Here is a 26046-nt window from a genome sequence, read left to right on the forward strand (position 1 = left end):
TACCCGCGGAACGAATCCGCTGCGGCCGCACGGATCCGCTCAGGCAGCGCAATCCATGCAGATCATCTGCCCGCCGGCCTCACTGGCGAGTCTGCTGCGGTGATGAACCAGGAAGCAGCTCGAGCAGGTGAACTCGTCGGCCTGTTTCGGGATCACCCGGACCGAGAGCACCTCCTCGGACAGATCCGCGCCGGGAAGCTCGAACGACTCCGCGGTATCGGATTCGTCGATATCCACGACGGCGGACGCGGCCTCGTTGCGACGAGCCTTCAGCTCCTCGAGCGAGTCCTCCGACACTTCGTCGGATTCACTGCGCCTAGGTGCGTCATAGTCGGTTGCCATGTCGTCTTCCCCTCGTCCTTACTCCGTATATCCCGGACCGGCTCCGCCGACCGTCGATCCCTGTCGGAATCGCCCGGCGATGCCGCCCCGCCGTGGTGTACGTCACGTGTACACCGCTCGCCGCCCGGCCGGATCACCCTGACCCATACCGGATCGCGCTCGGTCAACGCAGGACATGCCCTGGTTGTTCCCGAAATCGCTTCCCTGATTCACATCAGCCGATTCGTATCGGGCCGCCAGACAATAGCGGACGCCGGGGCAAAAGTCGCAATCAAAACTCGAGCGAGTCGAAACCGACGGGTAATCGTCACTGCGACCGCACGGCTGTGGCGATACGCCACCGCTTCGTGCCCGGTGATTCCCCGGCCCGTGATCCGATCGCGATCCGAGCGGCCCCGCCGATCGTTACGATCCCGATATCCACCGTGGCCGTAGCTGCCGATTTCCACCACCGCGATAGCGGTCCGTTGCCGCCGTGGTTGCCCTGGCAATCGGCGCGCAGGTGTCCGCGTGCGCGACCGCGGCCCGCCAACTCGTAAGGTGTGCGTGTGGTTTCACTGATCACCGAAGGCAGCGCGGTCGACGACAAGGGCCGTCCGTTCCTGCGGCGCCGCTACCAGCCGTGGGTCGCACTCATCGCGGTTCTCGCCCTCATCTGCGCAATCGTGTGGATCAAGGCGCTGACCACCGCCGACGCCACCCATACCGCCATGGCCTGCAATTCGCCGGCTCCCGTGTCGGATCCGAACGCCCCGCAGCCCGCGCCGCTGGGCGAGGTGGTCTCCCCGTCGCGGCTGCACGATGTGGAGCCGGCGCCGCTGGCTCAGGCGAAGGTGCGGGTGCTCAACGGTTCCGGCCAGCGCGGCCTGGCCGAGCACATCGCGTCGAAACTCGGTGACTACGGCTTCGCCAGCCCGCCGGCCCCGGTCTTCGGCAACGATCCGGTCTACCTGAGCGGCGACCTGGTGTGCACCGGCCAGATCCGCTACGGCGTGAGCGGGCGCCCCGCCGCGGCCGCGGTACAGCTCGTCGCGCCGTGCGCCGAACTGATCGAGGACCAGCGCACCGACGACACGGTCGACCTGGCCCTGGGCACGCTGTTCGGCAACGATCTGCAGCCGAGCACCGATGCCGAGGAAGTGCTGCGCGCCCTGAAGAACCCGGCCCCGAACGGCCCGGACGTCGATTCGGCGCTGCTGCAGGCGGCCCGCACCGCCCGCTGCTGATCCGCGCTCACTCCTCCGGGATGGGGGCCGCGACGCCGAGCCGGTCGAAGAGTTCGGCGAGTTCGTCGGCGATGCCCGCCGCGGCGGCCACGGTCAGCGCCCCCTGCGCGCCGGTGGAGTCCGCGCCGGGCAGCCGCAGCACCGCGCCCGCCTCGGCCGCGATCAGCGCTCCGGCGGCCCAGTCCCAGGGATTGAGGCCGTGCTCGTAGTGGGCGTCCACGCGGCCCGCCGCCACCATGCACAGGTCGAGGGCGGCCGAGCCGATCCGGCGGATGTCGCGGACTCTCGGCAGCAACCGCGCCACCAGTTCGCCCTGCCGTTCCCGTCGGGCCGCGCCGTAGCCGAAGCCGGTGGCCACCAGGGCCAGCCGGACCGAGTCGATATCGTTGCAGCGCAACGCGATCGGCTCGGCGTCGCCGCCGGCCACGGTGGCGCCCGCGCCCAGTCCGGCGCTGTAGGTGACCTTCCCGGCCACGTCGACGACCGCACCGGCCAGGGAGCGGCCACCGCGCATCGCGGCCACCGATACCGCATAGGCCGGGATGCCGTATACGAAGTTGACCGTGCCGTCGATCGGATCGACCACCCACACGATCTCGCCGCCGGCTCCGAGGCTGCCGCCGCCCTCCTCACCGAGGACCGACTCCCCCGGGCGGGCCTCGGCCAGCAGCGAGCGGATCAGCCGCTCGGTCTCCGTGTCGACCACGGTGACGGGGTCGGTGGGCGTCGATTTGGTACGGACCGAGCCGCCCTCGGTCCGCCCGGGGCCGAAGACCTCGGGCCGGCGGCGGCGGACGTGTGCGGCCGCGGTCTCGGCCAGATAGACTGAGACACGGCGTAATTCGGCGATTTCGGCAGGATCGAGGACGGGCGCTTCCGCGATATCGGCGGGTGAATTCGTCTCGGGCACGGTTTCCATCCGACCACAGATCCGCCCGGACTCGCATCTGCGCGGTCGCAGCCGTGGGCGCGTCGCGCGGTGTAACGTGCCGCTGGCACCTTCATCGGCCTAGACCACAGGGAACGAGGAGTTCGCGATGTCCGCTCGGGGGCAAGCATTCGGTATCGATATCGGGGGCAGCGGGGTGAAGGGCGCGGTCGTCGACCTCGCCACCGGCGACCTCGCCCACGAACGGATCAAGATCTCCACGCCCCACCCGGCCACCCCCAACGCCATCGCCGAAACCGTCGCCAAACTCGTCACCCAGGCCGGCTGGGACGGCCCGGTCGGCCTCACCCTGCCCAGCGTCGTGGTCAACGGCATCGCCCGCACCGCCGCCAACATCGACAAGAGCTGGATCGATACCGACGCGCGTCAACTGTTCTCGCTGGCACTGGGCGGACGCGAGGTCGTGGTGCTCAACGACGCGGACGCGGCGGGCCTGGCCGAGGACCGCTACGGCGCGGCCCGCAACATCGACGGCCTGGTGATGCTGCTGACGTTCGGCACCGGCATCGGCTCGGCGCTGCTGAACCACGGCGTCCTGGTTCCCAACACCGAACTGGGCCACCTCGAGGTGCACGGCAAGGAGGCCGAACATCGGGCCGCGTCGTCGGTGAAGGAACGAAAGAATCTGTCGTACAAGGAGTGGGCCGCCGAGGTGACCAAGGTACTGGTCACCCTGGAGGACCTGTTCTGGCCGACGGTGTTCGTCGCCGGCGGCGGGATCAGCCGCGATGCCGAGCACTGGATCCCATTGCTGGCCAATCGGACTCCGGTCGCGGCCGCCCATCTGCGCAATACCGCGGGTATCGTGGGCGCCGCGATGGCCGTGGATAGCGGGATCGCGCCGTGAGCACTCGTTGCCGATAGTTACAATGGAACGAGACCGGCGGTGAGCCGGAAAACAACCCCGGCACGTAGAGCCGGGTTCAACCCCGACAGAACCGCTCCGCCGGATGATTACTCTGGCGTGACGCCGCACGAGACCGTCACGAAAGGGCGTACGTGGTAGCCACGAATACCCGACAGACCGCCGAATCGGCCGAAGCTGCCGACTCCGCAGAAGGCACCGCAGCACGGCCGGTCCGCAAGGCTGCCGCGAAGAAGGCCCCGGCCAAGAAGGTCGCCGCGAAGAAGGCCCCGGCCAAGAAGGCGGGAGCCAAGGCTGCGAAGAAAGCGCCCGCCAAGAAGGCCACCACGAAGAAGGCGGCCCCCGGTGCGGACAACGAATCCGACGAGCACCTCGACGACGAGTCGCTGGAACTCGACGACCTCGGTGATCTGGAGGTCTCCGAGGACGATCTGAGCGACGACGGCGAAGATCTGGTCGAAGAGACCGCCGAGGACGAAGAGGCCGAAGCCGAGGACGAGGAACCCTCGGAGAAGGACAAGGCCTCCGGTGACTTCGTCTGGGACGAAGAGGAATCCGAGGCCCTGCGCCAGGCTCGCAAGGACGCCGAGCTCACCGCCTCCGCGGACTCGGTGCGCGCCTACCTCAAGCAGATCGGCAAGGTCGCGCTGCTGAACGCGGAGGAGGAGGTCGAACTCGCCAAGCGGATCGAGGCCGGTCTCTACGCCACCGAGAAGCTGCGCGAATTCGCCGACAAGGGCGAGAAACTGCCGGTGGCCACCCGCCGCGATCTGCAGTGGATCATGCGCGACGGCAATCGCGCCAAGAACCACCTGCTCGAGGCCAACCTGCGGCTGGTCGTCTCGCTGGCCAAGCGCTACACCGGCCGCGGCATGGCGTTTCTGGACCTGATCCAGGAAGGCAACCTGGGTCTGATCCGCGCGGTGGAGAAGTTCGACTACACCAAGGGCTACAAGTTCTCCACGTACGCCACCTGGTGGATCCGCCAGGCCATCACCCGCGCGATGGCCGACCAGGCCCGCACCATCCGTATTCCGGTGCACATGGTCGAGGTCATCAACAAGCTGGGCCGGATCCAGCGCGAGCTGCTGCAGGACCTGGGCCGTGAGCCCACGCCCGAAGAGCTCGCCAAGGAAATGGACATCACGCCGGAGAAGGTCCTCGAGATCCAGCAGTACGCGCGTGAGCCCATCTCGCTGGACCAGACCATCGGCGACGAGGGTGATTCCCAGCTCGGCGACTTCATCGAGGACTCCGAGGCGGTCGTCGCGGTCGACGCGGTGAGTTTCACGCTGCTGCAGGATCAGCTGCAGTCGGTGCTGGAGACGCTGTCCGAGCGCGAGGCGGGCGTGGTCCGGCTGCGCTTCGGCCTCACCGACGGCCAGCCGCGCACCCTCGACGAGATCGGCCAGGTCTACGGGGTCACCCGTGAGCGCATCCGCCAGATCGAGTCGAAGACCATGAGCAAGCTGCGCCACCCCAGCCGCTCCCAGGTGCTGCGCGACTACCTGGACTGATATTCACGCCACCGACGATGCCGCCGAGGTTCCGCCTCGGCGGCATCGTCGTTATGTCCGGCGTATTGCCGCGACGGCCCCATAGGGTGGGCTGTCGTGGATCAGTTGGTGTTGGTTTTCGTGCTGGCGTTCGCGACGATCCTGGCGCAGCCGCTGGGCCGGCGCATCGGGTTGGCGCCCGCGGTGCTGATGACGGTCTTCGGACTCGTCATGGCGGTCCTGCCGTTCGTGCCCGATATCGCGCTGGCGCCCGACCTCATCCTCCCGCTGGTCCTGCCGCCGCTGCTGTACGCCTCGGCCCGGCGCACCTCCTGGCAGCAGTTCGCCTCCAACGCGGGGGCGATCCTGTTGCGCGCGGTCGGCCTCGTGGTGGCCACCGCGGCCGCGGTCGCGGCGATCTTCCACCTCTGGTATCCGGCGCTGCCGGTGGGCACGGCGTTCGCACTGGGTGCGGTGGTGGCGCCGCCGGATCCGGTGGCGGTGAGCGCGGTGGCGGACCGGCTGGGACTGCCGCGGCGTCTGGTGGCGGTGCTGGAAGGTGAGGGCCTGTTCAACGACGTGACCGCGGTGGTGATCTACGACGTCGCGGTGCACGCGGTGGTGACCGGGCAATTCTCGGCCTGGCGGACGGCGATCGACTTCGTGGTCTCCGCGGTGGTGGCGGTAGCGGTCGGACTCGCGCTCGGCTGGGCCGGCAGTGCCATGATGCGGCGGCTGACCGAAGCGCCGTGGCAGGTGGCCCTCGGCTTGCTGCTCCCGTTCGCCGCCTACGGGCTGGCCGAGGCCGCACACGGTTCGGCGGTGCTCGCGGTACTGGTGTGCGCGCTGTATCTGACCGATGCCGCAACGGATTTCAGCGATGTCGGATATCGGATCGTCGGCGATTCGTTCTGGGACGTGATCGACATGCTGGTCACCGGATTCGCCTTCGGATTGGTGGGCCTGGAACTGAGCACGGTGCTCGCCACCACCGGGCCGAACTGGCCGCGTCTGCTCGGCGGGGCGGCGGCGGTGGTCGGCGTGGTGGTCGCCCTGCGGCTGGTCTGGCTGCTCGCCAGTACCGGGCTGTTCCGCGGATGGTGGCGCCGCCGGCGCGTGGACGAGCCCTACACCTGGCGTGAAACCGTGGTCACCTGGTGGGCAGGGATGCGCGGGGTGGTGACCGTCGCACTGGCGCTGGCGTTGCCGCTGACCACCGATTCGGGGGCGGACTTCCCCGGCCGCACCGAGGTCTTGTTCATCGCGTTCGTCGTCGTGCTGTTCACGCTGCTGCTCCAGGGTCCCACGCTGCCCCTGGTGGCCCGCTGGACCGGAGTGAAGGCCGATACCGAGGTCGAGCGCGCCATGGAGCGGCGGTTGTGGACGCGGATCCTGCGCGCGGAACTGGCCCGGCTGGAGGAGATCGCCGACAACGAGGATCTGCCCGACGAGGTGTATCAGCGGCTGCGCGACACCGTGGAACGCCGGTTGATGCGCGCCGATCCGGAAGCAGCGGAGGCCGCCGACGGCAGCAAGGCCGTCGAGCACGCCATGCGACTGACCGGCAAATTGCGCACCATCAGCAACGACGTCCTCGACGCCGGGCGCGGTGAGGCCTTGGCGGCCCGGCGCGAACCGGGAATGCCGCCGGATCTGGTGGACCGGGTGATGCGCCGATTGGATCTGCGCCCGCCGCCGCTGCTGTGAGATTGCGGGGCCCGCGGCGCGGTCGAGTCCCCTGAACACGTGGCGGCGATCGGCGGCCGGGCGGGCGAACCGCCGATGCGAACTGGGGTCGAGCTCCGGCAAACATCAGCTATTTTCCAGGACTAACGTTCGGGAAATTTACTACCTGCGAGTATCTCGCTAATGTGCGGACGGTCACCGGCATGGGGATGCGGTGACGCACTTTCGGCAAGGAGTCCGCATGCTTCAGATCGACCAGTTCACCTACGGGTGGTTGACACCCACACTGGCCTACGTCATGTCCGTCATCGGTTCGTTGCTCGCGCTGCGCTGCATGGTGCGCGCGCGAGCCAATCCCGGGCACCGCGGATGGATCGTCACCGCGGCGGTCGCCCTGGGCGGCACGGGCGTCTGGGTGATGCACTTCATCGCGATGCTGGGCTTCTCGGTCCGCGGGGCGACCATTCGCTACAACATCCCGATCACGTTGATCAGCGCCGTGATCGCGGTGGTCGTGGTGTGGATCGGTCTGTCGCTGGTGATCCGCCGGCAGGGCGACACCTCCGCCCTGCTGACCGGTGGGGCGGTCACCGGGCTGGGTGTGGCCGCGATGCACTACGCCGGCATGTACGCGATGAAGACCGATGTCGCGATGCACTACGACCCCTGGCCGGTCATCGTCTCCATCGTGATCGCGGTGGTGGCGGCCACCGCGGCGCTGTGGTTCGCGCTGCACGTGGAGGGGCTGCCCGCCACCATCGGTTCGGCGATGATCATGGGCGTCGCGGTCTGCGGTATGCACTACACCGGCATGTACGCCATGCAGGCCCATATGGCCGACCATATGCAGACACCGTCGGGCGCCCAGGCCAATGAGCTGCTGACCCCGCTGATCATCGGCGTGAGCATGGTGACGCTGCTGCTGTTCCTGCAGGTCGGTATCACCGATATCCATGAACCGGATCTGTCGCGTATCCGTGGGCAGCGCGCGAGCCGGTACTGGCCCAGCAGCGCCGAGGCCCAGGCTCCCGCGGCAGAGCCGTTCGCCCGCGAGGAGTACCCCGGCGACGACACACATCGGCACCGCCGATAACGACCGCGGCGTGAACCCGCGCAATCCGGTGATCGCACAGCGGCTCGCCGGAATCCGCCGCGAGGCGAACCCGCGGCACCGGATTACGCGGGTCGGTGGGCGGAGCGGCCCGGCGCGGGCGACACTGGCATACGTGGCGCCCTCCGCATTGAATCACTACCGGTCCCCGTGGACCCGGCCTCTCGACCTCGACGCCGGGCGGCGGCACCTGCTGGACTGGTGGCACGGCCCGGACCGGATCTACCGCGCCGGGAAGGCGGTTCACGACCATCTGGCCGGTGCGCCCGCCTCGTGCGCCTACGCGTTCACGCTGTTCGTCACCTGGTGGACGCTGCGCGGGATCAGCGATTTCGCCGGGCATCGGCTGATCCTGTCGGCCTCGACCAATCTGCACAATATGCGCCGTGAGCCGGTGCAGGTGCTGGTCGCTTCGGCGTTCTGGACCGACGGCGGATTTCCGTGGGTGATCATCCTCGGTTTCCTGACCGTGATGGCCTTCGCCGAACGCTGGCTGGGCACGTTGCGCTGGATCATGGTGTTCGCCTGCGGCCATGTCGGCGCCTCGATGATCGTGGTCACCGGCATCGCCTTCGCGGTGCATCACGACCTGATCCCGTTGCGCATCGCGGTGGCCTCCGACGTGGGGTCCTCTTACGGCTTCACCGCGGTGCTGGCCGCATTGGGCTTCCATCTACGCGGCACGCCCCGAGCCGTATGGGCGGCGGGGTTGCTGGCCTGGTTCGGTTTCGCCGCCTGGCACGGGCGCACGTTCACCGACTACGGACACCTGACGGCGCTGTGCATCGGCTTCGCGGTCGGGGCGGCCGCGGTGGCGTTGTCGCGGCGGCTCGAGCGGATCCGCGACCAGCGGTCTGCGGGCACGCGCCGCCCGCCGGGCGGCACCGGGACCGGGCCGTTCGATCCGCCGCCGGCGGCGGACGCGCTGGTGCCGGAGAACCAGCCCTCAGCCGACGGCCGGAGCGAATCGACGCTGCATTGAGCGCACCACCGGTTCCACCACCCGCGCCGCGACCGGTCCGAGGATCGCCATCAGCAGGACGTAGGCGGAGGCCAGCGCCGCCAGCTTGCCCGGCACCGCCCCCACCGAAACGGCAAGTCCCGCAATGACGATCGAGAATTCACCGCGGGCCACCAGGGCGGCACCGGCGCGGGCACGACCCAGGCGCCCGATGCCCTGCCGCTTGGCCGCGAACCAGCCGGTCGCGATCTTGGTCAGCGTGGTGATCACGGCCAGCAACACCGCCCAGCCGAGGACCTGCGGGATCTTCTGCGGATCGGTGTTGAGGCCGAAGGCCACGAAGAAGATGGCGGCAAACAGATCTCGCAGCGGTTCCAGCAGTTTGGCGGCGCTCTGCGCGGTGGACCCGGAAATCGCGATGCCCAGCAGGAACGCACCGACCGCGGCCGACACGTTCAGCCCGGAGGCGATGCCCGCGACCAGCAGCGCCGCACCCAGCAGCTGCAGCAGGAACACCTCGCGATCCTTGCTGTCCACGATCGCGGACACGAAGCGCCCGTAGCGCAGCGCGATCACCAGCACGATCGCGATCACGAGCAGGGCGAGCGCCAGCGACCGCAGCCCTGCCATCCAGCCGACACCGGCCAGGATGGTGGTCAGGATCGGCAGGTAGATCGCCATCGCCAGATCCTCGAACACCAGGACCGACAAGACGACCGGCGTCTCCCGGTTACCGAGCCGGCCGAGGTCGTTGAGTACCTTCGCCGCGATGCCGGAGGACGAGATGTAGGTGACGCCGGCCAGGGTGATCGCGCCGGTCGGCCCCCAGCCGAGCAGCAGCGCCACCGCGGCGCCGGGCGTGGCGTTGAGCACGATGTCGAGCAGGCCCGCCAGCCAGGATTTGCGCATTCCCGACACCAGTTCCGGTGCGGTGTATTCCAGGCCCAGCAGCAACAGCAACAGGACGACGCCGATTTCGCCTGCGAGATGGCCGAATTCGGAGGCCGCTTTGACGTTCAGCACACCGCCGTCGCCGAAGGCCAGGCCGCCGAGCAGATAGAGGGGGATCGGGGACATGCCGAAACGCCCTGCGACGCGCCCCAGGACACCGAGGGCGAACAGGACCGCTCCGAGCTCGAACAGGGCTAGTGCGGTCGACTCCACCGGCTCACCCGCCGGTCAGAATCTCGAGCGCCTCGTCGAGGCCGTGCGGGGTTCCGACCACGACCAGCAGATCGCCCGCGACGAGCACGAAGTCCGGACCGGGCGAGGGATAGATCTGCCCGGCCCGCATCACGGCCACGATCGATGCCTTGGTGCGGGTACGCATGCGGGTGTCGCCGAGCGCCCGCCCCGAATACGGCGATTCGTCGCCGATGGGGAGCTGGCGAGTGGTGATTCCCGGCAGATCGCGGTGATCGTCCTTGAGCTTCTCCACCAACTGCGGTGCGCCGAGCAGATTCGCGAGCACGGCCGCCTCGTCGACGGTGAGCGGTACCTGGGCCGCGCAGTCGTCGGGATCGTCGTGTTTGGAGACGATGAGATCGATGCCACCGTCGCGATGCGCGACCACTCCGATCCGGCGACCGGACCGCGCCTCGAAGTCCTTCCGGACGCCAATTCCGGGCAGTTGTGTCACATCGACGTTCACGAAATCCAGCCTAGATCAAGCACTTCGAGAGGCAGGCCACTGATCCGGATCAGCGGTGAGTGCCGGAAATGTCCCTTTTTCATCCAGGCCATAGTAACTGGTGCGCACCACCGCCGTAACGGGAAGTGGGCCGTAGAGGTGCGGAAACCGCATCGAACCCGGATCGCCGGCCACGCCCGGCTCCCAGCGCAGCGGCGCGGTCAGGCGGGTGACATCGATCCAGAGCAGCAGCATATCGTCGCGGCCGGCGAACAGCCGGTTCGCCGGCAGGTGCACCTGGTGCGGCGCGGACAGATGAAGAAACCCCTCGCTCTCCAGCGAGGGTGCCACGCGTTCGCCGATCCGCTGCGCCTGCTCCCACTCCGCGGGGGTGCAGAGGTGAACCAGCATGCGCCCGTTGACGTTCTCGGTGTCGGCGGCGTGGGCAACGTTGTCGGCAGTCACGGCAGCACCATACCCAGCGTGGCGCGCGCGACCCGCCGAAAGGAACGAAGCGGACGTTTGATTGCGCGGTTGATTGTCGGTGGGCGCGGGTAATCTGCGATCAGACAACTGGATCGGCCTTTTTCCGAAGTGTTGAACCACAGGTGGTGAACCCGGGTTCCCAAGGATGGCCATGGTGTTCGCCCACAGCGAAATACCTGGTCATGTTAGGGAAAACACATACAAACATCTTCGGGAACAAAGCCCCCGTCCCGAACGTCTGACAGAGTAGTCATCAGCCACTGCTGGGAAGTAGCGGTAGCGAGCCCGCGGAAGGGACCGCGGGCCCCACACCAGGCGAACGGCTTTCTGCGCCGGGAGCCAGGACGGAGGAGTCATGCCAGGAACACTGACAAGCACCCCACTGACCGCGGTCGATCGTTGCGACCGTTGCGGGGCGGCCGCGCGCGTGCGCGCGACACTTCCCGCCGGCGGCGAGTTGCTCTTCTGCCAACACCACGCGAACGAGCACATGGAGCGCCTGCGCGAGCTGGAGGCAGTCATCGATACAGAGTCGGCACCGGCACTATAGGCCGGCTCCTCACGTCCCCTGTCAGCCAAGGGCGGCCTTCGGGCCGCCCTTTTCGTGTCTCCGGTCACACCGGCCCGGGTGCGAGCCCGTCCAGCAGGCGAACCAGCCCGAACTCGAAGGCGCCGTCGGGATCTCCGGGCGCCTGATACTGCTCCCCCACCGCGGTACCCACCCGCTCCGCGAGCGGAAACGACCGGCCCGCCATGGCGTCGGTGAGCAGCGGCCCGTACACCTCCCACCACCGCGCATCACTCATCTCCTCGGCTTCACGCCGGGCCGCGACCGCCGTGCGCGCATTGCCGGTCGCGAAATCCGACAGCACGGCGATGGTGCGATCCATCTCGACGTCGGTCAGTCCCGATTCTTCGAGCGCGCTCAACTGGCGCTCGTAACGCCGCAGCCGCCCCGGGCCCAGATCCAGCCGCCACGGCGGCACCTCCAGCAGCCACGGATGGGCGAGCAGTTCCGCGCGCACCCCGCGAGCGACCGCGGCCAGACGCTCCCGCAGGGGCGCGGCCGGGTCGATCGGCGTATCCTCGCCGGCCACCCAGTCGACCATCGCGATGATCAGCGCCTGCTTGTCCGGGACGTAGGTGTAGAGACTCATCGGTCCCAGTCCGAGCGCCGTGGCCACCGCGCGGATGGACACCGCGCCGTAGCCGTCGCGGTCGGCGATGCGGACCGCGGTGCGAATCACCTCGTCCACCTCGACCGTCTGCTTCGGCCCGCGGAGCACCGGCCGGGCCGGGAGTTCGCGGCGCCACAGCAGTGCGACCACCTGTCGCGCCCGGTCGGACGCGGATTTCTGTGCCACGACACTCCTCGGGAATCTCATTACACCGTACGGGGTTATACTACTCCGTACGCTATACGTAGATGAGCGAGGGTCCTCTGCACACCACACATGCCACCTATCTGCCCGACCGCCATGCGTTCGCCCTGTGGAACTGGGCCGGCCGGGTGACCGAACCCCCGCCGCACGGCGCACACGACACCGTCCGGCTCGCCGTGCCGGAGCCCGACGGCGCCGCGATCGAGGTGAGTGAGGTCGCCTGCACCGTGGTCGACGCCGACCGGCTCGAAGAGGTCGAGGTGGACCGCGCCGGTTCGTCGCTGGCGGCCTGGCAGCGCGTCGCGCGGGAGGCGGGCGGGCCCGAGCTGCTGCCCGCCGCCGGCCACGCCGTACCCAACGCCGCCGCCACGGCTATCGTCTCCGCCGACCGGGCGGTGCGGGCCTACCGCGAGACCGAGGAGATCGCACGGGCGTTGCGCGAACCCCTGCGCGCGCGGTTGCGGCCCTATCAGGCGCGCGGTATCTCCTGGCTGCACCGGACGACCGCCGAATATGGCGGCGCGGTGCTCGCCGACGAGATGGGCCTGGGAAAGACCGTGCAGGCCATCGGCTTTCTGCTCGGTCGCGCCGACGCCGGCCCGCAACTGGTGGTCTGCCCGACCTCGCTGGTCGGCAACTGGGTGCACGAGATCAGCCGCTTCGCGCCCGGACTGCGCCCGATCGCGTGGCGCGGCGGGGAGTTCGGCGATCTCGCATCCGATGCGGTGATCGTCACCGGATATCCGACGCTGCGCGGCTATGGGCCGGCATTGGCCGATATCGAGTGGGCCACCGCGATTTTCGACGAGGCGCAAGTGCTGAAGAATCCTCGCACGCAGGTCTCGCGGGCGGCGCGGGGCGTGTCCGCACGAGCGCGGGTCGCGTTGACCGGTACGCCCGTGGAGAACCATCTCGACGAATTGTGGGCGCTGCTCAATCTGGTCACGCCCGCCGCGTTCACCCACAAGGCGCAGTTCCGGCGACGCTTCGTCCGGCCCATCGAGGAGGGCTCCACCGCCGCCGTGCGGCGACTGCACGACACCATCGAGCCGATCGTGCTGGCCCGCAGGAAACTTCAGGTCGCCGCGACCTTGCCGCCGAAGATCCACACCGATCTGGTCTGCGATCTGACCACGGAGCAGCAGCGCCTCTACGACGAGCTGCTCGACCGCGCCGAGGCCGACGGATTCGGCGTGGGCGCCGAACGCAGTGCGCGCGTGCTGGCCGCGCTGACCGCCCTGAAGCAGGTCTGCAACCATCCCGGGCTGGTCACCGGCGATCTCGACGAACTCACCGGACGCAGCGGAAAGTTCGACGTCTGCTCCGACATCCTCGCCAACAACCTCGAACTGGACTGTCCGACATTGGTTTTCACCCAGTATCGGCGCACCGGCGAGTTGCTGGCACGACACTGCGCCGAGCGATTCGGTGTGGCGGCGCCGGTATTCCACGGCGGCCTGTCACAGGCCGAGCGCGACGCGATAGTCACGGCATTCCAGAGCCCCGACGGCCCGCCGATCCTGGTCCTGAGCCTGCGCGCCGCCGGAACCGGCCTGACCCTGACCCGCGCCGCGGACGTGGTGCACTACGACCGCTGGTGGAATCCCGCGGTCGAGGCGCAGGCGTCCGACCGCGCACACCGCATCGGGCAGACCCGCCCGGTCACGATCACCACACTGACCAGCGCCACCACCGTCGAGGAACATATCGCCGGCATGCACGATCGCAAATCCGCGCTGGCCGGACTCGGCGCCGGTGACGGACGGTCGGCGGTAGCGCGGCTGGCCCGATTGGACGACGACCATCTGCTGGCGGTGCTGCGCCGGAAGCGAGGCAATTGACATGCCCGACAACGAATTCGGCTATACGCCGTGGGGTATGGGCTGGGTACGGCTGGCCGAGCCGATCCGGACCGCACGTCCCGAGCCGCTGCTGCCCCGGGCCCGCAGTATCGCCCGCAACGGCGGCGTCCGCCTGGATGTCGACGGCACGACGGTCTCGGCGCATATCCATCGCGGCGGACAGGCATCGGTGACACTGCTGGAGATCGCACCGCTGCCGGCGTCCGTCGTGACCGCCATGGCCGCGCACATCCCCGCGCACCTGGTCCAACTCACCGACGAGGTGCACGCCGTCCTCACCGCCGCCGGCCTGGCCCCGATACCGCGGCTCGGCGCGACCGACTGCTCGTGTTCGGCCCGCAATCCCCGTTGCCTGCATCTGCTGGCGGCCTGCTACGCCCTCGCCCGGGCGGTGGACGAAAACCCTTGGCTGTCGTTGGATCTGCAGGGCTACCGGTCCGGTGGCACACCGGAGACCGGAGCGGCGGACGCCCGGCCCCCGCGATGGACACCGCTCGATTCCCTCGACCCCGCAACGTTTTTCACCGGCATGGCGACGGCTGAACCGGTGCGGCGACACTCTGCCGGTTGAGCGCCGCGGCTGCCGCCCGGCTCGGGTGGCAGCCGTCTCGCAGGCCTGAACGGTCGGACCGGCGCGGACTTCAGGCGTTGGTACCGCCGTCGACGGTGAGGGTCGCCCCGGTCAGCCGGGCGCCGGACGGGCCGGCGAGGAAGGCGACGACACCCGCGATGTCGTCGGCCTCGCCGAAGCGGCCGAGCGCCGAATGCCGCAACTGGTTCTCGGCGTGGGAGGACGCGGCCGGATTCATCTCGGTGTCGGTGGAGCCCGGCTGGACCAGGTTGACCGTGATCGCGCGTGGGCCCAGTTCCCGGGCGAGGGCACGAGTGAATCCGTTGAGTGCGGATTTGCTGAGGTTGTAGAGCGTCAACCCCTCGAACAGCGCGCGCTCGGACAGATTCGAGCCGATGCTGATGATGCGCCCGCCGCGGCCCATGTACGCGAGTGCGGCCTGCGCCGCGACGAAAGCCGCGCGGGCGTGGATGTGCAGCGCCTCGTCGATCTCGGCGACGGTGAAATCGGTGAACGGCTTGGCCGGGAAGATACCCGCGTTGTTGACCAGGATGTCGACCCCGCCCAGTTCCGCGGCGGTGCGATGGACCGCCGCGACGACCTGCCCGGCATCGGCACTGTCGGCGCGCACCGCGATCGCGCGCCGCCCGAGGGCACGGATATCGGCGGCCACCGCCTCGGCCGCTTCGGCGGCGCCGCGATAGGTCAGCGCCACGTTCACACCGTCGGCGGCCAGCCGCCGCGCGATCGCGGCGCCGATGCCCCGGCTGCCTCCGGTCACGAGGGCCACGGTGGTCGACTCGCTCATCTGCACTCCATTTCTGTGTCGATCAATACAGAAATAGACAAGCAGGTCGAACCCGCAGGCGTCAAGAGATATATTTAGTGATCGACACAGAAAGAGGATTCGATGGCCGAACGCGGACGACCGCGCGGATTCGATCGCGATATCGCGCTGCGGCGCGCGATGGAAGTGTTCTGGGTGCATGGCTACGAGGGCGCCGCGATGAGCGATCTGACGTCCGCGATGGGGATCAATTCCCCCAGCCTGTACGCCGCCTTCGAATGTAAGGAGCAGCTGTTCCGCGAGGCCGTCGAGCTCTACGGACGCACCGAGGGCGGGTACACCGTCCGCGCGCTCGAGACCGCACCGACCGCTCGCGCGGCCGTCGAGGCGATGCTGCGCGACAACGCCGCCGCCTACTGTGACCCCGCCACGCCGCGCGGCTGTCTGGTGGTGGTCGCGGGAAATACGGCGGGCCCTCGCCACGGCGCCGTCCGCGATCTGCTCGCCGAGCGCCGCCGCTACACCACCGAAGCGGTGCGGCAGCGACTGGAACGCGGCATCCACGACGGCGATCTGCGGGCCGATGCCGACATCGAGGGGCTCGCCGACTTCTACACCGCCGTGCTGTTCGGCCTGTCGGTGCAGGCCGGTGACGGAATGGACCTGCATCGACTCGGCCGGACCATCGACCGGGCACTGCAGGCCTGGCCGGAATCCATGCCCGCCGCGCAAGGCTGACGCCCCGGCTACCGGAAACACTGCGAGCCAAGGCTTTTCGCCGCAGCGTCGCGGCGGCCGCTACATACGCCGCAACGCCGCGATGCGCTGGGACAACTGGTCGGCGGTCGCCAGTGCCGTCGGCGGTCCGCCGCATTCGCGCCGCAGCTCGCCGTGGATCACCCCGTGCGGTTTCCCGGTGCGGTGATGATGCATGGCGACCAGCGAGTTGAGCTCGCGCCGCAACTCCCCCAGCCGGTCGGCGGTCGCGACGCGCTCGGCCGCGGCCGCCGCGGAGGGTCCGGCGTCGGGCGCCTCGGCCACCGAGACGGCGGCGCTGCGTTCGCGGATCTGGCGAGTCTGGCGGTCGCGCAGCAGGGCCCGCATCTGGTCGGCGTCCAGCAGGCCCGGAATGCCGAGGTAGTCGGCCTCCTCGTCGCTGCCGGAGAAGGTCGCGGTACCGAACGAATCGCCGTCGTAGATCACCTGATCCAGTTCGGCGTCGGCCGCCAGCGCGACGAAGGCGCGTTCCTCCTCGCCCGGCTCGTCCTTCTGCTTGTTGGCGTCGATCAGCAGTTCGTCGTCGAGAGCGTTCTTCTCCCGATGCGGTTTGCCGATGACGTGGTCGCGCTGCACTTCGAGCTGGGCGGCGAGATCGAGCAGCACCGGCACCGACGGCAGGAAGACGCTCGCGGTCTCCCCCGTCCGCCGCGCACGCACGAAACGGCCGATGGCCTGGGCGAAATACAGCGGGGTCGAGGCGCTGGTGGCATAGACGCCGACGGCCAGACGCGGCACGTCCACACCTTCGGACACCATGCGCACGGCGACCATCCACGGATCGGTGCTGTTGCTGAACTCCCCGATCCGCTGGGAGGAGGTGGGGTCGTCGGAGAGGACCACGGCCGGTTTGCTGCCCGAAATATGTTCCAGCAGTTCGGCGTAATCGCGGGCCTTCTCCTGGTCGGTCGCGATCACCAGGCCGCCGGCGTCGGGCATGCCGGTGGCGCGCAGCTGCCGCAACCGGGTATCGGCGGCGGTCAGCACCTTCGACATCCAGTCGCCCGCCGGATCGAGGGCGGTGCGCCACGCGCGCGCGGTCTGTTCGGCGCTCAGCGGTTCACCCAACCGGGCGGAATACTCCTCACCCGCGCTGTCGCGCCACTGCGCCTCACCGGAATAGGCGAGGAAGACCACCGGCCGGACCACGCCGTCGGCGAGGGCCTCGGAATAGCCGTAGGTGTAGTCGGCGCTCGACCGCGGAAAGCCGGACTCGTCCGGTTCGTAGTTGACGAACGGAATCTGCGAATCGTCGCTGCGGAAGGGAGTACCGGTCAGCGCCAAGCGGCGAGTGGCGTCACCGAACGCCTCGGCGACCGCATCGCCCCAGCTCTTGGCGTCACCGGCATGGTGGATCTCGTCGAGAATCACCAGGGTCCGGCGATTCTCGGTCCGCACCCGGTGCTTGAACGGATGCGAGGCGACCTGGGCGTAGGTGACCACGACGCCGTGGAAGTCGCCGGAGGTGCCGCCGGTGCTGTTGGAGAAGTTCGAATCCAGCTGGATGCCGAGGCGCGCCGCCGCCGCCGACCACTGATGTTTGAGGTGTTCGGTGGGCGCGACCACGGTGACCTGGTCGACGGTGCGGTCGGTGAGCAGCTCGGTCGCCAGCCGCAACGCGAACGTGGTCTTACCCGCGCCGGGCGTCGCCACAGCCAGGAAGTCACGTGGTTTGGTCGTCAGATATCTGGTGAGTGCTCTGCGCTGCCATGCTCGTAACGAACCGCCACCACCCGAAGTCACTCGACAGACAGTAGCGACCGGCACCGACACCTAGCCAATTCGACACCACGTGATCTGCCACGAATCCGGCGACGGCCCGGCTCACCTCGCAGATCACGGCGGGCCTGTGCGGCAGAACACTGACGACACGTTCGCGGCCCGTTGCTGCCGTGGCGCCCGCGGTGGGCAATGCTGTACTCACCATGTGTTCCGACCGACCGGCCTCGACGTCCGGCGCAGCGCGCTCCTGGCAGCGGCTGCGCGGTCGAGTGGTGGCCGCGCTGCGGCGGATCTGGCAGGTGATCGCGCGAGTCGCGGAGAAGGCGTGGGGAGATTCGATCTTCGCCAAATCGGCCGCAGCTGCGTTCTGGCAGACCCTCTCGCTGGCGCCACTGCTGCTCGGACTGCTGGGCAGCATCGGGTACGTCGGCGGGCTGTTCGGCCCCGACACCGTCCATATCGTCGAGGGCAAGATCGTCAGCTTCAGCCGCAATCTGTTCAGCGCCAACATCGTCGACGAGATGATCGCGCCGACCGTGCGCGACGTACTGCAACGCGGGCGCGGCGCGGTGGTGTCGGTCGGTTTCGTGCTGTCACTGTGGGCGGGATCCTCGGCGATGGCGACCTTCGTCGACTCCATCGTCGCCGCGCACGGGCAGGCCGATGCCCGCCATCCGGTCTGGCAGCGGATCTTCGCGCTCGGGTTGTATCTACTGTTCCTGGTGGCAGCCGTATTCGTGCTGCCGCTGGTGGCCTTGGGCCCGACCCTGATCGGGCGCACGCTGCCACCGGGCTGGCGCGAACCCGGGCTGCGCCTGATCGACACGTTCTACTATCCGGCGGCCGGGCTGCTGCTCATCGTCGGCCTGACCACGTTGTACAAACTGGCCCTGCACCGGTCGCTGCCGTGGCATCGGCTCTTCGGCGGGGCGCTGGTGGCCGGCATCTTCTTCATGGCGGCCAGCGACGTCCTGCGCCGCTATCTGACCTACGCGGCGCGGGCCGGCGTCAGCTACGGGGCGCTGGCGACACCGATCGCCTTCCTGCTCTTCACGTTCTTCCTGGCGTTCGCGGTGATTCTGGGCGCGGAATTCAATGCCACCGTGCAGGAGTTCTGGCCGGCCCGGGCGACCCGGTTCGAACAGTTCAAGCAGTGGTGGGCCCGGCGCAAGCACCGGCACGACGGCCGCGACGACGAGGACGAGACCGCGCGGACAGACGACGAACAACCCTCGGATCTGCCGTGGACACGAACAGGTGACCCGGAAACCGCGGATCCGCCACACCCGGGCGGCCCGCCGCCGGCCGACCGGCCCGACGATCCCGCCGGTGGTTCCGCCCACCGCGCCGAGGCCCACCCACCGTCGGTTCTCGACCAGGGCCGGATCCGCCCCGCCGGATAACCGGCGACCAATTCGAGCCTGCGCCTCACACAAGCGAGGCGGGTGCGGGTGCAGACGGACGAGACGGCCCGGAACGGCCGCTCGATCCGTCCGCCGAGCTCAGTCCTTCTTCATCATTTCGTAGATGCGTTTGCAATCCGGGCAGACCGGCGAGCCGGGCTTGGCCGAGCGCGTCACCGGGAACACCTCGCCGCACAGCGCCACGACATGGGTGCCCATGACGGCACTTTCGGCGATCTTGTCCTTCTTCACGTAGTGGAAGAATTTGGGAGTATCGCTGTCGGTCGTCTCGTCGGTGGTCGTATCCGGACGAACCAGGGTGTCGGTGCTCACCCCATCGATTCTGCCATCGGCGCGCGAGGGGGGTGAGCGGGTGTCGCCAACCTCATCGAACACCCCGCGGTTCGGCGGTGCTTGCGCGGTGGCGGGCGCGTGTGCATTCGATCATGCGGAGTGGAAGACTCGACGTATGCAGCGTGACGGCGACTCCTCCGACCTACCGCCCGAGTCCCGGACGTCGGGCCCGGGACGGGTCGGTTCGGAGCGCGACGACGCACGCGCGGGCGAACCCGGCGGCTCCGCGAATACCGCCGAGGCTCCGGACATCTCGGTGGCGCCGGACGATCCGCGGCCTTCGGGCGCGACGTTCGAGCGCCGGCCACCCGGATCGATCCCCCGCCCCGCCCGCGCTTCGACCGGTTATTTCCCCGGTGATGACAAACATCCGGTGTTGATCACCGAGGCCGCTCCCTCCCTGGACCAGCAGCACCGCGCCCGCGTGAAGCGCTACATGATCCTGATGGGTTTCCGCATTCCCTGCCTGGTGCTGGCGGCGGCCGCGTACGGCCTGTGGAGCAATGCGCTGATCTCGCTGGCCATCATCGGCGTTTCCATCCCGCTGCCCTGGATCGCCGTACTCATCGCGAACGACCGGCCACCACGCAGCAAGGACGAGCCCAGCCGCTGGGACGAGCGCCGCGCGGCGAAAGCGCTCGAATCGGGACAGCACCGTTCCATCGACGGCTGAACGACACGCCCGAGCTGACCGGCCCCGGCGCGCATGGCCTCCCGTACCAGGTGGCAGAGTTCTCGTGTGCCTGCCGACCGGACCACCACCTCCCTGCTCACCGCCCTCGCACCCGCGCTGCGCGCCGCGCTGATCCGGGTCCGTTACGACGCCGACACCGTGCTCGAGGCCATCGGCGCCGACGCCCACGCCGCCCTGGGACGTTCCGAACCGGTACCGGTGCGCCGGGCCGCGCGCGACGCCGGTGAGCTCGGCACGCTGATCCGGCTGCTGCTGCTCGGCGACGCCCTGCCCGAACGGGAGGTGGCCGCGGCCTTCGCCCCGCTCGACGTCGACCGGGCCGTCGCCGCGGGTCTGCTCGAGCGCGACGGCGACTCGATCCGCGCCGCGCTGGACCTGCGGCCCCTGGATCTGGGGTCGGGCACGCGCTGGGTGCTGTCGGATCTCGACGACTCGATGCGGCGGCGCACCCTCAGCGCCGACCATGTCCTGGGCGTGGGCCAGGCGTCGCTGTCGCTGCTGCGCGCGACGCCGACCGATCCCGTCGGATCCGTTCTGGATCTCGGCACCGGCTGCGGTGTGCAGGCGGTGCACGCCGCGGGCTACGCGAAGACGGTGACCGGCACCGATGTCAGCAGCCGCGCGTTGTGGCTGGCCGAGGCGACCGCCGCGCTCAACGACCTCGACATCGAATTCGTCGAGGGCTCGTGGTTCGAGCCGGTCGCCGGGCGCCGATTCGATCAGGTGGTGGCCAATCCTCCGTTCGTGGTCGGACCGGCCCGGATCGAGCACACCTACCGCGATTCCGGCCTGGCGCTCGACGGTGCCAGCGAACTGGTCGTCTCGCAGGCGCCCGGTCTGCTGAATCCGGGCGGTACCGCCGCGATGCTCGCCTCCTGGGTGCACGCCGACGAGGCCGACTGGCGGAGCCGGGTGGCGAGCTGGCTGCCCGATCACGGGGTCGACGCGTGGATCGTGCAGCGCGATGTGGCCGATCCGGCACTGTACGTCGGCACGTGGCTGCGCGATGCCGGACTGGATCCGCGCGATACCGAGGCGCAGCGGCGGGCCGAGCAGTGGCTGGCCGCCTTCGACGCGGCGCGGGTCGAAGGCATCGGCTTCGGCTTCGTCTATCTGCGCGCGATCGACGGGCCCACCGAGGTGCTCGCCGAGGATCTCACCCACGGTTTCGACGACCCGCTCGGCGCGGAGGCGCCGGCCTACTTCCGCCGTTCGGCGTGGCTGCGGACGGTTCTGGCGGACAACGAGGTCGCCTGGCGTGCGCGATTCACCGTCGACGCCGCGACCGCACTGGAACGCGTCCTGCTGCCGGGCGCCGAGGGCTGGCAGGAGCGCGTGGTCCGGTTGCATCGCGGTGACGGCCCCCGCTGGCAGCACGAGATCGATGACACTCTGGCGGCGTTGCTCGCGGGAATGCGGCCCGACGGACTGCCGTTGGAAGAGCTGGTCGAATTGCTCGCAATCGGCCACACCGGAACCACCGCCACGCCGCAATTCCGAGCCGAGGCGTTGTCGGCGGTCACCGGATTGGTCCGGCACGGACTGATCACACCGGACGAACTCGACGCGACTCCGACCGACGCCGCGCGTACCCCCGTGTCCTCGAAGTTCCCTTCTTAAGAACTTCTCAGACGGAGGATGTGAAAGCCGCAGCTCAGCACGGTTTATCGGCGCCAAGGCGGGGAACTTTCCCAGTGTCGGGTCCGTTGTTCGGAGTGAGACACCACCGACAGGAGGCAAGTCATGACAAGCCCCGCCACCACTGGAGTGCGCGCCATCGATTCGGACCTCGACGCCCAGAGCCCGGCAGCCGACCTGGTACGTGTGTACCTGAATGGGATCGGTAAGACCGCGCTGCTGACGGCCGCCGACGAGGTCGAATTGGCCAAGCGCATCGAGGCGGGCCTCTATGCCCAACACCTGTTGGAGACCGGCAAGCGGCTCTCGGCGACCCGCAAGCGGGACCTGGCGATCCTGGTCCGCGACGGTCAGGCCGCCCGTCAGCATCTGTTGGAGGCCAACCTCCGCCTGGTCGTATCGCTGGCCAAGCGCTACACCGGCCGCGGTATGCCGCTGCTGGATCTGATCCAGGAAGGCAACCTGGGTCTGATCCGCGCGATGGAGAAGTTCGACTACGCCAAGGGTTTCAAGTTCTCCACCTACGCCACCTGGTGGATCCGGCAGGCCATCACCCGCGGTATGGCCGACCAGAGCCGCACCATCCGCCTCCCCGTGCATCTGGTGGAACAGGTCAACAAGCTGGCCCGGATCAAGCGCGAACTGCATCAGCAGCTCGGCCGCGAGGCCAGCGACGAGGAACTGTCGGCCGAATCGGGTATTCCGGTGGAGAAGATCGCCGATCTGCTCGACCACAGCCGCGACCCGGTGAGCTTGGACATGCCGGTCGGCAATGACGAGGAAGCCCCGCTGGGCGACTTCATCGAGGATTCGGAGGCGACCTCCGCCGAGAGCGCCGTCATCGCCGGGCTCATGCACCGCGATGTGCGCAGCGTGCTGGCCACCCTCGACGAGCGCGAACAGCAGGTCATCCGGCTGCGCTTCGGCCTCGACGACGGCCAGCCGCGCACCCTCGACCAGATCGGCAAGCTGTTCGGTCTCTCGCGTGAACGCGTGCGCCAGATCGAGCGCGAAGTCATGGCCAAGCTCCGCAAGGGTGAGCGGGCGGATCGCCTGCGCGCCTACGCCAGCTAGGTCACACAGACGCTGGGCCGCCCGGAATCCGGCCCAGCACCATCCCGGTGACCGGATAGCGTGGTCACCTCCGCTGCGCCGGCCGACGCCGCTGTGCCCTTTTCCCCTCCGGGGCACATCCGTCGGCCGGCGTGCTGTATCGATCGGCCGGTCGCGAATCCCGTTGCCGCGACTCCGAATTGCGTGGCTACCCCGAATTGCGCAGGGCCGTCGCCAAGCCGTTCATGGTGAGCAGGATGCCGCGCTCGACCAATTCCGATTCGTCCCCGGCGCGCCTGCGCCGCAACAGGTCCACCTGCATCTGGTTCAACGGTTCCAGATACGGGAAGCGGTTGCGGATGGACTCGGCCAGCGCCGGATTGTCCGAGAGCAACTGATCGCTGCCGGTGATCGCCGCATGCACCTGCACGGTGCGGTCGAACTCGTCGCGGATCATGCCGAAGATGGTGGTGCGCAACGTCGCATCCTCGACCAGTTCGGCGTAACTGGCGGCGATATCCATATCCGCCTTGGCCATCACCTGCGCCAGGTTGGACATCACGGTCCGGAAGAACGGCCACCGCCGATACAGGTCGCGCAGCGTCTGCCAGCGCTCGGAGTCGGTACCGGCCCACTCCTGGATGGCACTGCCGGTGCCGTACCAGCCCGGCAGCATCACTCGTGACTGGCTCCACGCCATCACCCAGGGAATCGCCCGCAGATCCGATACCGAACTGGTGGGTTTGCGCGAGGCGGGCCGGCTGCCGAGATTGAGGTCGGCGACCTCCGCGATGGGCGTGGAGGCGCGGAAGTAGTCGACGAAGCCGGGCGTCCGATGCACCAGCCGCGCATAGGCCTCGCGCGCCGCGTCCGCGAGCTCCTCGAACACCTCGTAGGCCGCCTCGGCGCCGGAGCCCAGACCTTCGACATCCAGCAGCGACGATTCCAGTGTGCCCGCGACCAGCGATTCCAGATTGCGGTGGGCGGACCCGGATTCGGCGTACTTGGTGGAGATCACCTCGCCCTGCTCGGTCAGTCGCAGCGAACCGCGCACCGCACCCGCCGGTTGGGCGAGGATCGCGTCGTAACTGCGCCCGCCGCCGCGGCCGACGGTCCCGCCCCGACCGTGGAACAGCCGCAACCGGATTCCGGTTTTCCGGGCGGTTTCCACCAGGTCGAGTTCGGCGCGGTACAACGCCCAGTTCGCCGCCAGATATCCGCCGTCCTTGTTGGAGTCGGAATAGCCGAGCATCACCTCCTGCGCCATCGCGCGGGCGGCGACCAGCCGGCGGTAGGCCGGAACCTCCAGTGCCGCGGCCAATGTCGCCGCACCGCCGCGCAGATCGTCGATCGTCTCGAACAGCGGAACCACCCCGACCGGGGAGTGCGGCGGCGTCTGATCGTCGCCGGGGTCGAGAATTCCCGCCTCTTTCAGCAGCAGCGCCGCTTCGAGCATGTCGCTCACCGAGGTGCACATGCTGATGATGTAGTTGGGCACGGTATCGGGCCCCAGCGCGTCGATCGCGGCGCGGGCCGCACGCACCACACCCAGCTCCTTGGTGGCGAGATCGCTGAGCTGGGCGTGCGGGCCCAGCAGCGGCCGTCGCGTACTCAATTCCGCTGCGAGCAGGTCGACGCGCTCCGGTTCGGACAGGCTGCGATAGTCCGCGTGCACACCCGACCAGGCCAGCAATTCGGCCACGACCTGTTCGTGCACCTCCGAGTTCTGGCGCATGTCCAAGCCCTGCAGGTGGAACCCGAAGGTCTCCACCGCGCCACGCAGCGCGGCCAGGCGGTCGTCGGCCAGCAGACCGTCACCCGATTCGCGCATGGAAGCGTCGACGATGTTCAGATCGTCCAGCAGCTGGTCCGGACCCTCGTACGGCGAGACGCGGGCGAGTTGCTCACCGGACAGCTCGAACACCGACGGGAATTCGGCGGCCGACCCGAGCGCACGCTGCGCGGTCGCGGCGAGGCGCAGGCGAATGCCGCGGATCGCGCGACGATACGGTTCGTCGGCGCGCTGTGGTGAATCGTCACCCGCGGCGTCGGCCAGCCGGGACAGTTCCGGGGTGATCGCGACCAGTCGGATCGACTGCGACAGCGACTTCTCCAGGGCGACGAGCTCTTTCAGATAGTGGCCGAAGATCACTGTGGCGGCCCGGCGGGTGGCGCGTTCGACGACCTCGCCCGTCACGTTCGGGTTGCCGTCGCGGTCGCCGCCGATCCATGAGCCGGGCCGCAGGATCGGGCGGGCGAGCAGATCGTGTCCGGGCCACCGGGCCCGCAGCGCTTGACGCACCTCGGCGTTGATCCGCGGAATCACCTCGAGCAGGGTGAGGTCGTAGTAGCGCAGCCCGACCTCGATCTCGTCGGAGATCCGCAACCGCGCGAGGCGGATCAGGGCGGTGCGCCACAGGGTGAGGATCTGGCGGCGGAGGTCGTGGTCGATGGTGGCGTACTCGGGTTCGTCCTCGCGGTAGCGGGCCCGCCGGCGCATCAGTTCGGTGATGCGGGCCTGAACGTCGAAGACGGTGCGGCGGCGCGTCTCGGTGGGATGGGCGGTGATCACCGGCGAGACCAGCGCGTCCTCGAGCACCTCCGCGGCGAGCGCGCCGTCGACGCGAGCGTGGTCGAGCGCCCGATACGTCGCGGCCAGACTGGATTCCTGGGGCGGCTCACCGGCGGCGACGTGCACCGCGCGACGGCGGTCGCGCTGCAGATCCTCGGCGAGGTTGGCCAGCAGCAGGAAATGGCTGAACGCCCGGATCAGCGGGATCGCCACCGGCAGCTCGGTATCGCGCAGCATTTCCGCGACGGCGCTACGCTCCACTTCCGAACGCCGCACCCGGAAGGCCTCGACCCGCACCCGTTCGACGAGGTCGAACACCTCGGGACCCTCGTGGTCGCGGATCGTCTCGCCCAGGATCGCGCCGAGAAACCGGATATCGTCCCGCAGGGGCGCCGTAGCGCTCTCGATCTGATCTTCGCGCATACCGCCAGTATCGACCATGACCGCGGACCCGCCGCGGTGGCGCTGGTCACCACGGT

Annotated in this window: 24 protein-coding genes; 14 read left to right on the forward strand and 10 right to left on the reverse strand. The window is 69.0% G+C overall.

What is annotated here, in order from left to right; translation table 11 throughout:
• Positions 1-39: 39 nt before the first annotated feature.
• Positions 40-342 (reverse strand): DUF4193 domain-containing protein, encoded by a 303-nt coding sequence (locus NMI01S_RS17800; RefSeq protein ID WP_025351469.1) that lies wholly within the window; start codon positions 340-342, stop codon positions 40-42.
• A gap of 548 nt (positions 343-890) precedes the next feature.
• Here NMI01S_RS17800 and cei point away from each other — a divergent pair.
• On the forward strand, positions 891-1568 hold the full coding sequence (gene cei, locus NMI01S_RS17805) for an envelope integrity protein Cei (protein ID WP_062998792.1): 678 nt from the start codon (positions 891-893) through the stop codon (positions 1566-1568).
• A 7-nt stretch (positions 1569-1575) separates the two neighbouring features.
• Here cei and NMI01S_RS17810 read toward each other — a convergent pair whose 3' ends face one another.
• Positions 1576-2487, reverse strand: coding sequence for an inositol monophosphatase family protein (locus tag NMI01S_RS17810; protein WP_062998522.1), 912 nt, complete (start codon positions 2485-2487; stop codon positions 1576-1578).
• A gap of 118 nt (positions 2488-2605) precedes the next feature.
• Between NMI01S_RS17810 and ppgK the strand changes: the two genes are divergently transcribed.
• The 5 genes from ppgK (at position 2606) to NMI01S_RS17835 (ending at position 8657) form a co-directional block, all read left to right on the forward strand.
• On the forward strand, positions 2606-3364 hold the full coding sequence (gene ppgK / locus NMI01S_RS17815; protein WP_062998523.1) for a polyphosphate--glucose phosphotransferase: 759 nt from the start codon (positions 2606-2608) through the stop codon (positions 3362-3364).
• A 152-nt stretch (positions 3365-3516) separates the two neighbouring features.
• Entirely contained in the window at positions 3517-4899 is a 1383-nt protein-coding gene (locus tag NMI01S_RS17820) for an RNA polymerase sigma factor (protein ID WP_062998524.1), read from the forward strand.
• 96 nt (positions 4900-4995) lie between these two features.
• Positions 4996-6585: a Na+/H+ antiporter gene (locus tag NMI01S_RS17825; RefSeq protein WP_062998525.1), complete on the forward strand. Its 1590-nt coding sequence runs from the start codon at positions 4996-4998 to the stop codon at positions 6583-6585.
• Between the two features lie 220 nt (positions 6586-6805).
• The gene (locus NMI01S_RS17830) at positions 6806-7657 is read left to right on the forward strand and encodes an MHYT domain-containing protein (protein ID WP_063920764.1); all 852 of its coding nucleotides are present in this window, start codon (positions 6806-6808) and stop codon (positions 7655-7657) included.
• A gap of 10 nt (positions 7658-7667) precedes the next feature.
• The gene (locus NMI01S_RS17835) at positions 7668-8657 is read left to right on the forward strand and encodes a rhomboid-like protein (RefSeq protein ID WP_174554531.1); all 990 of its coding nucleotides are present in this window, start codon (positions 7668-7670) and stop codon (positions 8655-8657) included.
• Here NMI01S_RS17835 and NMI01S_RS17840 read toward each other — a convergent pair.
• The 3 genes from NMI01S_RS17840 to NMI01S_RS17850 are packed head-to-tail and all read right to left on the reverse strand — an operon-like array spanning position 8622 to position 10677.
• On the reverse strand, positions 8622-9800 hold the full coding sequence (locus tag NMI01S_RS17840; protein WP_062998526.1) for a cation:proton antiporter: 1179 nt from the start codon (positions 9798-9800) through the stop codon (positions 8622-8624). The two genes, NMI01S_RS17835 and NMI01S_RS17840, sit on opposite strands and share 36 nt — an antisense overlap.
• A gap of 4 nt (positions 9801-9804) precedes the next feature.
• Positions 9805-10287, reverse strand: a complete 483-nt coding sequence (locus NMI01S_RS17845; RefSeq protein ID WP_062998528.1) for a cation:proton antiporter regulatory subunit — start codon at positions 10285-10287, stop codon at positions 9805-9807.
• Positions 10288-10302: 15 nt separating this feature from the next.
• Entirely contained in the window at positions 10303-10677 is a 375-nt protein-coding gene (locus NMI01S_RS17850) for a DUF952 domain-containing protein (protein ID WP_062998794.1), read from the reverse strand.
• Positions 10678-11107: 430 nt separating this feature from the next.
• Here NMI01S_RS17850 and NMI01S_RS35925 point away from each other — a divergent pair, with 430 nt between their 5' ends.
• On the forward strand, positions 11108-11302 hold the full coding sequence (locus NMI01S_RS35925; protein WP_030517230.1) for a DUF7455 domain-containing protein: 195 nt from the start codon (positions 11108-11110) through the stop codon (positions 11300-11302).
• Positions 11303-11366: 64 nt separating this feature from the next.
• Here the strand turns inward: NMI01S_RS35925 and NMI01S_RS17860 are convergent, their stop codons facing one another.
• Positions 11367-12137 carry a TetR/AcrR family transcriptional regulator gene (locus tag NMI01S_RS17860; protein ID WP_062998530.1) on the reverse strand — a complete coding sequence of 257 codons (771 nt, stop codon included), beginning with the start codon at positions 12135-12137 and terminating at the stop codon, positions 11367-11369.
• 41 nt (positions 12138-12178) lie between these two features.
• On the opposite strand from NMI01S_RS17860, the gene NMI01S_RS17865 reads away from it, so the two are divergent.
• Both NMI01S_RS17865 and NMI01S_RS17870 read left to right on the forward strand, forming a co-directional pair.
• A complete protein-coding gene (locus NMI01S_RS17865) occupies positions 12179-13975 on the forward strand; it encodes a DEAD/DEAH box helicase (RefSeq protein WP_062998532.1) in 1797 nt (598 codons plus the stop codon).
• Between the two features lies 1 nt (position 13976).
• Positions 13977-14567 carry an SWIM zinc finger family protein gene (locus NMI01S_RS17870; RefSeq protein WP_062998534.1) on the forward strand — a complete coding sequence of 197 codons (591 nt, stop codon included), beginning with the start codon at positions 13977-13979 and terminating at the stop codon, positions 14565-14567.
• 70 nt (positions 14568-14637) lie between these two features.
• Here NMI01S_RS17870 and NMI01S_RS17875 read toward each other — a convergent pair whose 3' ends face one another.
• The gene (locus NMI01S_RS17875) at positions 14638-15375 is read right to left on the reverse strand and encodes an SDR family oxidoreductase (protein WP_062998536.1); all 738 of its coding nucleotides are present in this window, start codon (positions 15373-15375) and stop codon (positions 14638-14640) included.
• Between the two features lie 102 nt (positions 15376-15477).
• Here NMI01S_RS17875 and NMI01S_RS17880 point away from each other — a divergent pair, with 102 nt between their 5' ends.
• On the forward strand, positions 15478-16092 hold the full coding sequence (locus tag NMI01S_RS17880; protein WP_062998538.1) for a TetR/AcrR family transcriptional regulator: 615 nt from the start codon (positions 15478-15480) through the stop codon (positions 16090-16092).
• A 60-nt stretch (positions 16093-16152) separates the two neighbouring features.
• On the opposite strand, the gene NMI01S_RS17885 is transcribed toward NMI01S_RS17880, so the two are convergent.
• On the reverse strand, positions 16153-17874 hold the full coding sequence (locus NMI01S_RS17885; RefSeq protein ID WP_245716911.1) for a DEAD/DEAH box helicase: 1722 nt from the start codon (positions 17872-17874) through the stop codon (positions 16153-16155).
• 182 nt (positions 17875-18056) lie between these two features.
• On the opposite strand from NMI01S_RS17885, the gene NMI01S_RS17890 reads away from it, so the two are divergent.
• Entirely contained in the window at positions 18057-19256 is a 1200-nt protein-coding gene (locus NMI01S_RS17890; protein WP_084513056.1) for a YihY/virulence factor BrkB family protein, read from the forward strand.
• A 99-nt stretch (positions 19257-19355) separates the two neighbouring features.
• On the opposite strand, the gene NMI01S_RS17895 is transcribed toward NMI01S_RS17890, so the two are convergent.
• Positions 19356-19589, reverse strand: a complete 234-nt coding sequence (locus tag NMI01S_RS17895) for a DUF3039 domain-containing protein (protein WP_030517239.1) — start codon at positions 19587-19589, stop codon at positions 19356-19358.
• Positions 19590-19926: 337 nt separating this feature from the next.
• Here NMI01S_RS17895 and NMI01S_RS35930 point away from each other — a divergent pair, with 337 nt between their 5' ends.
• The 3 genes from NMI01S_RS35930 (at position 19927) to NMI01S_RS17910 (ending at position 23016) form a co-directional block, all read left to right on the forward strand.
• Entirely contained in the window at positions 19927-20283 is a 357-nt protein-coding gene (locus NMI01S_RS35930; RefSeq protein WP_062998797.1) for a DUF3099 domain-containing protein, read from the forward strand.
• Between the two features lie 66 nt (positions 20284-20349).
• Positions 20350-21924 carry a DUF7782 domain-containing protein gene (locus tag NMI01S_RS17905; RefSeq protein ID WP_245716912.1) on the forward strand — a complete coding sequence of 525 codons (1575 nt, stop codon included), beginning with the start codon at positions 20350-20352 and terminating at the stop codon, positions 21922-21924.
• A gap of 123 nt (positions 21925-22047) precedes the next feature.
• A complete protein-coding gene (locus NMI01S_RS17910; RefSeq protein WP_030517242.1) occupies positions 22048-23016 on the forward strand; it encodes a sigma-70 family RNA polymerase sigma factor in 969 nt (322 codons plus the stop codon).
• 187 nt (positions 23017-23203) lie between these two features.
• Here NMI01S_RS17910 and ppc read toward each other — a convergent pair whose 3' ends face one another.
• Positions 23204-25990: a phosphoenolpyruvate carboxylase gene (gene ppc / locus NMI01S_RS17915; protein WP_062998540.1), complete on the reverse strand. Its 2787-nt coding sequence runs from the start codon at positions 25988-25990 to the stop codon at positions 23204-23206.
• Between the last annotated feature and the right edge of the window lie 56 nt (positions 25991-26046).

Source organism: Nocardia mikamii NBRC 108933 (assembly GCF_001613505.1).
GTDB lineage: Bacteria > Actinomycetota > Actinomycetes > Mycobacteriales > Mycobacteriaceae > Nocardia > Nocardia mikamii.

Excerpts from the sequence above, each read along its gene's own strand:
- NMI01S_RS17810 (WP_062998522.1), bottom strand. The coding sequence starts at position 2,487 with ATGGAAACCGTGCCCGAGACGAATTCACCCGCCGATATCGCGGAAGCG.
- ppgK (WP_062998523.1), top strand. The coding sequence starts at position 2,606 with ATGTCCGCTCGGGGGCAAGCATTCGGTATCGATATCGGGGGCAGCGGG.
- NMI01S_RS17875 (WP_062998536.1), bottom strand. The coding sequence starts at position 15,375 with ATGAGCGAGTCGACCACCGTGGCCCTCGTGACCGGAGGCAGCCGGGGC.
- NMI01S_RS17850 (WP_062998794.1), bottom strand. The coding sequence starts at position 10,677 with ATGCTGGTTCACCTCTGCACCCCCGCGGAGTGGGAGCAGGCGCAGCGG.
- NMI01S_RS17860 (WP_062998530.1), bottom strand. The coding sequence starts at position 12,137 with ATGAGATTCCCGAGGAGTGTCGTGGCACAGAAATCCGCGTCCGACCGG.
- NMI01S_RS35925 (WP_030517230.1), top strand. The coding sequence starts at position 11,108 with ATGCCAGGAACACTGACAAGCACCCCACTGACCGCGGTCGATCGTTGC.
- NMI01S_RS17830 (WP_063920764.1), top strand. The coding sequence starts at position 6,806 with ATGCTTCAGATCGACCAGTTCACCTACGGGTGGTTGACACCCACACTG.
- NMI01S_RS17865 (WP_062998532.1), top strand. The coding sequence starts at position 12,179 with ATGAGCGAGGGTCCTCTGCACACCACACATGCCACCTATCTGCCCGAC.
- NMI01S_RS17910 (WP_030517242.1), top strand. The coding sequence starts at position 22,048 with ATGACAAGCCCCGCCACCACTGGAGTGCGCGCCATCGATTCGGACCTC.
- NMI01S_RS17870 (WP_062998534.1), top strand. The coding sequence starts at position 13,977 with ATGCCCGACAACGAATTCGGCTATACGCCGTGGGGTATGGGCTGGGTA.
- NMI01S_RS17800 (WP_025351469.1), bottom strand. The coding sequence starts at position 342 with ATGGCAACCGACTATGACGCACCTAGGCGCAGTGAATCCGACGAAGTG.
- NMI01S_RS17880 (WP_062998538.1), top strand. The coding sequence starts at position 15,478 with ATGGCCGAACGCGGACGACCGCGCGGATTCGATCGCGATATCGCGCTG.
- NMI01S_RS17890 (WP_084513056.1), top strand. The coding sequence starts at position 18,057 with ATGTGTTCCGACCGACCGGCCTCGACGTCCGGCGCAGCGCGCTCCTGG.
- ppc (WP_062998540.1), bottom strand. The coding sequence starts at position 25,990 with ATGCGCGAAGATCAGATCGAGAGCGCTACGGCGCCCCTGCGGGACGAT.